The sequence below is a fragment of the Paenisporosarcina sp. P4_E4_2 genome, assembly GCF_056401595.1.
Genome location: NZ_JBFUJC010000223.1, coordinates 1 through 5,195, shown reverse-complemented (window position 1 = coordinate 5,195; position 5,195 = coordinate 1). Strand labels below are relative to the sequence as shown.

General features: G+C 37.7%; 6 protein-coding genes. 5 read left to right on the top strand and 1 reads right to left on the bottom strand.

Annotated features, from left to right (window positions below; all coding sequences use genetic code 11):
* The 3 genes from AC1DSB_RS14000 to lepB all read left to right on the top strand — a co-directional run.
* Positions 1-252: GNAT family N-acetyltransferase (locus AC1DSB_RS14000; RefSeq protein WP_477586923.1), on the top strand; the 252-nt coding region annotated here is incomplete at its 5' end.
* Positions 253-623: 371 nt separating this feature from the next.
* Complete coding sequence (locus AC1DSB_RS13995; RefSeq protein WP_477586922.1) at positions 624-1,526, top strand: YitT family protein; 903 nt, start codon at positions 624-626, stop codon at positions 1,524-1,526.
* Positions 1,527-1,700: 174 nt separating this feature from the next.
* Positions 1,701-2,351: a signal peptidase I gene (gene lepB / locus AC1DSB_RS13990; RefSeq protein WP_477532079.1), complete on the top strand. Its 651-nt coding sequence runs from the start codon at positions 1,701-1,703 to the stop codon at positions 2,349-2,351.
* A gap of 203 nt (positions 2,352-2,554) precedes the next feature.
* On the opposite strand, the gene AC1DSB_RS13985 is transcribed toward lepB, so the two are convergent.
* A complete protein-coding gene (locus AC1DSB_RS13985) occupies positions 2,555-3,082 on the bottom strand; it encodes a gamma carbonic anhydrase family protein (RefSeq protein ID WP_477532078.1) in 528 nt (175 codons plus the stop codon).
* An 82-nt stretch (positions 3,083-3,164) separates the two neighbouring features.
* Between AC1DSB_RS13985 and AC1DSB_RS13980 the strand changes: the two genes are divergently transcribed.
* Both AC1DSB_RS13980 and AC1DSB_RS13975 read left to right on the top strand, forming a co-directional pair.
* Positions 3,165-4,139 carry an NAD(P)H-dependent flavin oxidoreductase gene (locus AC1DSB_RS13980; RefSeq protein ID WP_477532077.1) on the top strand — a complete coding sequence of 325 codons (975 nt, stop codon included), beginning with the start codon at positions 3,165-3,167 and terminating at the stop codon, positions 4,137-4,139.
* 419 nt (positions 4,140-4,558) lie between these two features.
* A partial coding sequence (locus tag AC1DSB_RS13975; RefSeq protein WP_477586921.1) for a Glu/Leu/Phe/Val dehydrogenase dimerization domain-containing protein occupies positions 4,559-5,195 on the top strand: 637 nt, incomplete at its 3' end.

Below are 5,195 nucleotides of genomic sequence, written 5' to 3'. Positions count from 1 at the left end.
GTCTATAATGAAATGGAAATAAGCCAATTATATATTCATATAGATTACCAAGGAATTGGTATAGGTCATTCATTACTAGATAAAGTAAAAGCACAATCAAGTGRGAGATTAACATTATACACATTTGAAGTAAATGAGAATGCACAACGATTTTATGAAAAACATGGATTTGAAATCATCGGCAGAGGACATGAAAATGAAGAAAATTTACCTGATATTCAATATGAATGGATATCTAAAAAAATGCTGTAATCGGTTCCCCTTTTAGGGGGGCTTATGGTCGTCGTACAGTTCTCACCTAAATAATGCTAGGTGGATACCTTGTCGTTTCGGAGGACCGAGCATAAAATGTCGATGCTGTAACTGAAGAAGAATTTAAACATAATTACGAGGAATTTAATACGAAAACACAATTGTTTTAAAGTTCGGAGGGACTCATCCTTATATAACTCCCATGAAAATAATAATCTAAATGATGACGATAATAATGGATGATTGAATGCTTGAATCAGGTGTTATTAAGGTGAAAATACGGTTCATTACTTTATTGGTATGTTAAAATAACTAAAACAAGGTAAAAAAATATGTTATCAATCCGTGTAATTTAAGTAAGGGGAAATTTGATGAAAGAGACATTAAACGAGAAAATTAAAAAGAAAACAATCGCAAAGCAAAAAAACAATAATCTTAAAATTATTTTGCGAGCATTATTGGTCATTATTGGGGGCTTTATTACTGCATATGGACTAGAAGCGGTATTAATCCCGAACAACGTCTCAGATGGTGGTGTGACTGGCCTAAGTATTGTTGGGTCAGAATTATTCGATTTGCCTTTAGGAGCACTTATTGCAATACTGAATCTCCCGTTCGTATTTTTAGGTTATAAGCAAATCGGTAAGCGTTTTGCTATTTACTCAGTAATCGGGATAGCATCCTTAGCAGTTGGCACGATCCTTATGCACGGAGTATCAACCATCATTCATGGCGATACTTTGTTAGTAACCGTTGTCGGCGGGATTATAATAGGTTTCGGTATGGGTTTAGCATTACGAAATGGTGGCGCCTTAGATGGAATTGATATGTTAGCCGTATTACTATCCAGAAAATTACCTTTTGGAACAAGCGATCTTATCTTATTTTTAAACGTCTTTGTCTTTATTGTTGTTTCGTTAGTTTTCGGTTTTCAAGGGGCTATCTTATCGGCAATCGCTTACTTTATTGCTTCTAAAGTTATTCACATTGTTGAAGAAGGTTTAAGTGGTTCTAAAACCTTTAAAATTATTACGAATCAACCCGAAATCATGGTAGAGACAATTCGTGACCGCTTAGGCCGTGGAGCCACATATAGCATTGTTGAAGGCGGCTACTCAAATGAGCAATTTAAAGAAATCACTTGTGTAATTAACCGCTTGGAAGAAAGTAAAATGAAAGAAATCATACAGGAATTTGACGTCAATGCATTTGTAACGATATATGAAGTGGTGGAAGTTAGTGGCGGTAGGTTCAAAAAGAAAGATATTCATTAATCTTCTTTGAATCACTGACAAAGTATATTCTTGGGAAGATATTATATATAAACGTTAAGACAGACGCTGATTAAATTTCAGCGTTTTTTTATGTTTATCGTTCACAGAATATTCTTTAATTTTAATTATTGAATGGATATTTTTGGTATAATATAAATGAAGGAGATGGCTGAGTTGAAAAAGTATTTACTGATTGGTTTGGCAGTATTATTGACTGCGTGTTCACCAGAGGTTACTTCGAATGAAATGCAAACGATTACAGACAAAGGCACAAAACCAGAAGTCGAATTGGTAGAACCTCTTGAAAATTCATTATTATTGGAATGGGATTACGACAATATGGATAGAGGTGACCACGATTATGAAACATTGGCTCATCCCCGTTTAGTCGTTGATCCTGATGACAAGGAAATTAAACGCGGAGATGTTATTTACTTCAAATCACCCGACTTCACTATAGAAAGCAATCCGGACTTCAATATGCCTGAGTATTACATTTCAAGAGTAGTTGGGCTAGAGGGCGAAACCGTAGAGATTAAGAACGGTCAAGTATTTATTGATGGCAAGAAACTAGATACTTTTTATTCTAAAGCGATGAGTAGAGGTCAGAATGCAGAAGAATTTTTCAAAGAATCCGCCCCTGCTAATAGAAGTGACGATGAATCTTGGAAAGAATACTTTGCAACTACTATGGAGCCTGTAAAAGTTGAAGCGAACACTGTATTTGTCTTGGGAGATAACTGGTGGAGAAGTACCGATAGTAAAGATTTTGGAGTCTTGCCGATTGAAAATGTGAAAGGAAAGGTTTTAGGTTACAAGATGTGATATGTGGAATACAAAATGTATTTTTGAAGAAAAAGTATTGAAACTTTACTGTCTAATTAAATGGGGATAATTAGATGAAGAAAACAGGGTTCTATTGAGATGATACACCTCTCAATAGAACCCGTTAGAAAAATACGGTGCAGATAGCTGATCATTTTTAATGTGAAGCGGAATCAGTTACCTGTTGGCAGCCCAGTTTTTACTTATTCAGTTTCTTTGCTTTGAAGAATTTCTCGGTAGTCGTATCCTTTTTGAACATACGTATCAATGGAAAGCTGGATAATTTCAAAGTCTTTATCGCTTAGTTCCCTAACTACTTTTCCTGGCGATCCCACAACTAATGAACGCGGTGGAAATTTTTTGCCGGGAGGAATTAATGTATTGGCACCGATGATGCATTCTTCCCCGATTTCAGCATGATCCAGTATGGTGGAACCCATGCCGATGATCGAACGTTTTCCAATTTTACAGCCGTGTAAGATGACATTATGGCCAACTGTTACTTCGTCTTCAACTATAACAGGTGCATCTTCATACAAATGAATCGTAGAATTGTCCTGAATACTGCATCTTTTTCCAATCGAAATAAGTCCTTCATCTCCACGTAAAACGGCGTTGAACCAAATAGTCGATTCTTCCCCTACCATTACTTCTCCGATAATTTTAGCTCCAGGTGCAACGAATACCGTTGAAGCTAGTTTAGGTGTATTTCCTTTAAATGAAATAATCAACACTATTACCCCCAATTCAAATTCACGCAATTGTCTTTCAACTACAATTACTATAACATATTCTAGTAGAGGTGAATGGAAAATGAAATATGTTTGTGAGATGTTGCAAATTGACTACCCAATTATACAGGGGGGGATGGGGAATATAAGCAATGCCCCGTTAACTTCTGCTGTGTCCGAAGCTGGTGGATTAGGAACGATCGGGTGTGGAACGATGACACCTGACGAAGTGGAACAAATTATCCTTCAAACGAAACAACAGACGAAACGAAACTTCGCGATCAACATCGCCATTAATGTCTCTCCATATACAAAAGAATTAATTGAGCTCGTTATTAAACATGGCATTCCGATTGTTTCTTTATCAGCTGGAAACCCAGTTCCTTTTATTCAGACTTTACATGAGCATGGTGTGAAAGTGATTGTTCTTGTTGCTTCCGTTAAACATGCACAAAAAGCGGAAGCGGCAGGTGCCGATCTTCTAGTGGCGGAAGGATTTGAAGCTGCGGGTATCAATTCCAATCTTGAATTGACGACATTCACACTCATTCCTCAGATTGTGAAAAATGTCCAACTCCCCGTTATTGCAGCTGGTGGTATCGGAGACGGTAAAGGACTCGCGGCTGCACTGATGCTGGGGGCGAGCGGTGTTCAAATTGGAACACGATTGATTGCCACCAAAGAAGCACCATTCCACGACAACTATAAGAACAGTTTAGTGAATGCGAGTGATACAGCAACAATTATTGTAGGACGCAGTGTAGGAAGACTGAGAAGAATCTTGAAGACACCTTATTCACAAAAACTGGACGAACATGAACAACAAGGCATGACCTTAGCACAATACGGTGAAATGACTACCGAAAAGCATCACGTCAAAGGTGCAATGGATGGCGATTTGGAAAACGGTTTTATCAATAGCGGTCAGATAGCTGGTTTGATTGACCATATCCCGAGTGTCAAGGAATTGGTAGAGTGCATGTTGGATGAAGCAAACCATCAAATCAACCGAACTTCAAAAGAATTGAATCAAATGCTTAATAGAAAATATGAATAATGGGAACACATCGTATTTGTTATTTGTTCTAGTATTTCTCACAGGTCCAGATGAATCATGAGTGGTATACCGTAAATCAAAAGCCCTTCCAAGTCGCTAAACAAAGGAAGGGCTCTTTCTTTATCTAATTGTTCCTTTAACATTATAAAACTACATACAATAAGCACTTGTTGAACGAATTGAAAATGCAAAAGATGACTTGTCAAAAGTAAGTATCTATTAATTCCAAAAATATAGAGTTTTCCGATTATTGTATTGACTATAATATTACATTTTGATAATATTACGTTGAAATAGTGTTATACGATGAAATGCATCATACAATGGATTAAAGAAATAAATGAATATAAAAGTCGATAATTTTATTATGTAAAGTAAAGTGAATGTTTACATCTTTGGCTTAAGAGGGGGATTGATGGATGGAAACTGCAAAAAGCATTCCATTGTCGGGCGAATTTGAACTCTTTGAAAGGATGGTAGAGCATGAACAAGTAGTTTTTTGTAATGATCCATCAACCGGTCTCCGTGCGATTATTGCCATCCATAACACAACGGTAGGACCCGCTTTAGGGGGATGCCGGATGCATCCATATCGAAGCGTCGAAGAGGCACTCGAAGATGCCCTCAGATTATCCAAAGGAATGAGCTATAAATGTGCGGCTGCAGGTGTGGATTTTGGTGGAGGAAAAGCCGTTATTATCGGGGATCCGAAATCAGATAAATCACCTGAGTTGTTTCGGGCATTCGGTCAATTTATTAATTCATTAGGTGGCAGATTTTATACTGGGACGGATATGGGTACGACCATGGAAGATTTCATACACGCTTCAAAAGAGACACATTACATTGTAGGTCTACCAGTGGCATATGGAGGTGGGGGCGATTCCTCTGTTCCTACGGCAGCGGGTGTTCTTTACGGCATAAAAGCAACGAATCAATCACTTTTTGGCAAGCCAGACTTGGGAGGAAGAACATACGCCATTCAAGGTTTAGGAAAAGTAGGATCTAAAGTTGCCATCGGTTTACTTAAAGAAGGGGCTCATCTCTATGTTACCG